The organism is Thermosipho globiformans (assembly GCF_003990895.1).
Taxonomy (GTDB): Bacteria; Thermotogota; Thermotogae; order Thermotogales; family Fervidobacteriaceae; genus Thermosipho; species Thermosipho japonicus.
Genome location: NZ_BHXD01000027.1, coordinates 1 through 4028, shown reverse-complemented (window position 1 = coordinate 4028; position 4028 = coordinate 1). Strand labels below are relative to the sequence as shown.

The window sequence follows — 4028 nt, the reverse complement described above, 5'->3', positions numbered from 1 at the left end:
ATGTTAATAGACACACTCTCTGCTCATCCTAAAATGATTAGATTGATTGAAAAATAATTTTTACATTGGCCAGGGTGGAACTTTTACATTATAAATTTAAGTTAGAATTTTCACAAAAATTGAGGGGGTGATGATATGTTTATATATTTATTATTACCTATTGTCGGTGTATTTCTTGCTTTGTTAAACTTTTGGAGTGTAACAAAAAAGTCCGAAGGTACTAAGGAAATGATAGAAATAGCAAAAGCTATTAGAGAAGGTGCTGATGCATTTATTTCTCATGAATACAAAGTTGTTTTTAAAATATCTGTTCCAATTGCAATAATCCTTGGATTATTGACTGAATGGTATGTTTCAATATCATTCTTAATAGGTGCTCTAATGAGTTCAATAGCTGGTTATATTGGTATGAAAATAGCAACACGTGCAAATGTAAGAGTTTCAAACACTGCTCGTGTAACAAAAGACATAGATAAGACATTAAAGGTAGCTTTCCATGGTGGATCAGTTATGGGACTTTCTGTAAGTTCATTTGCTCTCCTTGGATTGGGATTAGTTTTTTTAATTTTTGGATATCAGTTAAAAAAAGAATATTTAGTAATTGTAGAAAATTATCTTGGTATAAATTTTATTCCATTTGCAATGACAGTTTCTGGGTATTCTTTGGGCTGCTCAATAATTGCAATGTTTGATAGGGTAGGTGGAGGTGTGTATACAAAGGCGGCAGATATGGCTGCAGATTTAGTTGGAAAAACTGAATTAAAACTTCCAGAAGATGACCCAAGAAACCCTGCAACAATTGCAGATAATGTAGGAGATAACGTTGGAGATGTTGCAGGACTTGGTGCAGATTTACTTGAAAGTTATGTGGGATCTATACTTTCAGCAATAGTTTTAGCTTCATATATCTTTGCACTTTCTGGTGGGATATATTATGAGACTGCAAAAAAGTTAATTTTCTATCCTTTTTTGTATACAATAATAGGTTTAATAGCAAGTATTATAGGTATTTATTTTATAATATTTAAAAAAGGAACTGGAAAGCCGCACAAAGATTTGAATACTGCACTTATGCTATCAGCTTTTTTAAGTCTGGCTGGAAATTTTTTTATGACAAATATATTTTTTGAAAATGTAGATGGTCTTGAAAAATTTGGATTTAGATTTGGAAAGTTTTCTCCCTATGTTTCTTCAATTTTGGGGATCTTTTCAGGTATTATTATTGGGCTTCTTGCAGAATATTATACATCTGATGAGTTTAGACCAACTAGAGAGTTAAGTTATAAATCAAAAGAAGGAACAGCAATAGTAATTAGTAGTGGCATGGCATTAGGAATGAAAAGTGTTTTTATTCCTTCTATATTTTTGTTTATTTCAATCTTATTAGCTGATTATTTCTCAGGTTTATATGGAGTAGCAATGGCTTCAATTGGTATGTTGTCATTTGTTGCAACATCTGTTTCTGTTGATTCATACGGTCCTATTGCAGATAATGCAGGTGGAATAAGTGAAATGGCAAAACTTGAACCAGAAGTTAGGGAAATAACTGATAAACTTGATATGGTTGGTAATACTACTGCTGCAATTGGAAAAGGTTTTGCAATTGGTTCTGCAGCACTTGCTGCTTTATCTTTATTTGCATCTTATGTTTTCTCACAGACTTCACCAGGGATGTCAGTGAAAAATATATTTGATTTTCTTAATTTGAATATTATAAATGCAAAAACACTATCTGGAGCAATAATAGGTGCTGCACTTCCATACATGTTTAGTGGGATTTTAATAGAATCGGTAGTAAAGACGGCTGCTTTAATGGTTGATGAAATTAGAAATCAAGTTAAAGAAACCCCAGGAATTTTAAATGGAACTCAAAAACCTGATTATGAAAAATGTATAAAAATTAGTGCATCAGGTGCTATAAAACAGATGTCAAAGCCGGTTTTTATTGCCGTATTTACACCAATAGTTTCAGGATTTTTCTTAGGTACAGAATTTGTCGGAGGAGTGTTGGTAGGAACTACTTTAAGTGGTATAATGTTAGCGTTATTTACTGCAAATGCTGGTGGTGCTTGGGATAATGCAAAAAAGCACCTTGAACAGGGTAAAATTCCTGGAGCTAGAAAAGGTAGTAATGAACATAGTGCATTAGTTATAGGTGATACAGTAGGAGATCCTTTAAAAGACACAGTAGGACCAAGTTTGGATATACTTATAAAAATTATGTCTGTGATTTCTTTGATTTTGGCTCCATTATTTTTGAAATTCCACATTTTTTAACAGGAGGTAAGTTATGAAATTTGCTTTTGGAAGGTATGTTCCTACAGACTCAGTTATTCATTCTCTAGATCCAAGATCAAAAATTGTATCTTCATTTCTTTTTATAGCAACAGTTTTGTCAGTTAATAGTTTATATGATTATATATGGTTATTTCTTTTGTTTATGGTAATAGTAAAGTTGTCAAAAATTTCAATAAAGATCTATCTTAGATCAGTTAAGAATATGTGGTTTTTAATAGCTTTTGCAACTGTTATACAGTATTTTGTAAGTGGCATTGAAACCGCAGCTTTCATTGCATTGAGATTAATTTTTGTTGTTTTGTTTGCATCGTTTCTTACATACACAACTTCTCCTCTACTTATTGCTAGAGGATTAGCTGATTTATTGAAATACTTTGGTGTAAAAAAAAGATATAGAGAAGACTTTAGCATGATCATGACTATTTCTTTTAGATTTATACCGATTCTATTTGATGAAGTTGATAGGATTATAAAGGCTCAAATTGCAAGAGGAGCAAAGTTTGATCAACCTGGGATAAGGTATAAAGTTCAGGGTATAGTGGCTATAATTATACCATTGCTAATCTCTGCAATCAGAAAAGCAGAAGAAATTTCAATAGCACTTCAAGCTAGAAAATATGGAGTTTTTGAAAGAAGTAGTTATTATGTTTTAAAATGGAAGAAAATTGATACATATTTTTTTACATTTTCAATATTAGTTTTTTTATTTCTTTTAATCTTAAAAATAATTTTTTAATAAGGTTGTTAAAATGCAATATTGATAGTATAATTATAATTGTAAAAGTTAAATGAGTCTAATTTTATCTACAAAAAAAGGGGGTTTTTTATATGAGATTGAAAGATAAAGTTTGTATTATTACCGGAGCAGCAAGTGGGATAGGAAAGGCAGCTGCATTGTTGTTTTCAAAAGAAGGGGCTACAGTTATTGCGTGTGATATGTCTGAAGAAAATTTAAAAGTATTAAAAGGAGAAAATCCTGGTCCTGGAGTTATTGAAACTTATGTTTTGGATGTTACAGATAGAAAGAGAATAAATGAGGTTGTTGAAGAAGTTGCAAGTAAACATGGGAAAATTGATGTTCTAGTAAATAATGCAGGAATAACGAGGGATGCTCTTTTGTTAAAAATGAAGGAAGAAGATTGGGATGCAGTAATTAATGTTAATTTAAAGGGTGTATTTAATATGACGCAAGCAGTTGCACCTTTTATGATTAAAGCAGGTAAAGGAAGTATTATTAATACATCTTCAATTGTTGGAGTTTTTGGTAATATAGGTCAGACAAATTATTCAGCAACAAAAGCAGGTGTAATTGGTATGACTAAAACTTGGGCAAAAGAGCTTGCAAGAAAAGGGGCCCAAATTAGAGTGAATGCCGTTGCCCCTGGATTTATAAAAACTCCTATGACTGAAAAAGTTCCTGAAAAAATAATTAACGCTTTGAATGAAAAAATTCCATTAAAGAGAATGGGTGAACCTGAAGAAGTTGCAAATCTCTATTTATTCTTAGCTTCAGACGAATCTTCATATATTACAGGGCAAGTAATTGGTATAGATGGTGGATTGGTAATTTAAAGAGTCTATATATTGAAAAGGTGCCTGTAAAATGCCAGGCACCTTTTTTTATTTTTTATGTTAAAATTAATTAAAAGATTAAAGATTTCCGGTAATGAGTCAAGCAAGAGATAAAGAAAAAAACAAAAATATTTAGTCATATAATATGGCTTTTGAGA

General features: G+C 31.3%; 3 protein-coding genes. All 3 read left to right on the top strand.

Translation table 11 applies throughout. From position 1 onward, the window contains the following. The first annotated feature begins 135 nt into the window (after positions 1–135). Positions 136–2277 (top strand): sodium-translocating pyrophosphatase, encoded by a 2142-nt coding sequence (locus EO083_RS09615; protein ID WP_126994229.1) that lies wholly within the window; start codon positions 136–138, stop codon positions 2275–2277. Positions 2278–2290: 13 nt separating this feature from the next. Then, on the top strand, positions 2291–3034 hold the full coding sequence (locus EO083_RS09610; protein WP_126994227.1) for an energy-coupling factor transporter transmembrane component T family protein: 744 nt from the start codon (positions 2291–2293) through the stop codon (positions 3032–3034). A gap of 92 nt (positions 3035–3126) precedes the next feature. Then, complete coding sequence (gene fabG, locus EO083_RS09605; RefSeq protein WP_126994225.1) at positions 3127–3870, top strand: 3-oxoacyl-[acyl-carrier-protein] reductase; 744 nt, start codon at positions 3127–3129, stop codon at positions 3868–3870. The last annotated feature ends 158 nt before the right edge of the window (positions 3871–4028 follow it).

Bases quoted from the DNA above. Each gene is read 5' to 3' on its own strand.
- EO083_RS09615 (WP_126994229.1), top strand. From the start codon at position 136: ATGTTTATATATTTATTATTACCTATTGTCGGTGTATTTCTTGCTTTG.
- EO083_RS09610 (WP_126994227.1), top strand. From the start codon at position 2,291: ATGAAATTTGCTTTTGGAAGGTATGTTCCTACAGACTCAGTTATTCAT.
- fabG (WP_126994225.1), top strand. From the start codon at position 3,127: ATGAGATTGAAAGATAAAGTTTGTATTATTACCGGAGCAGCAAGTGGG.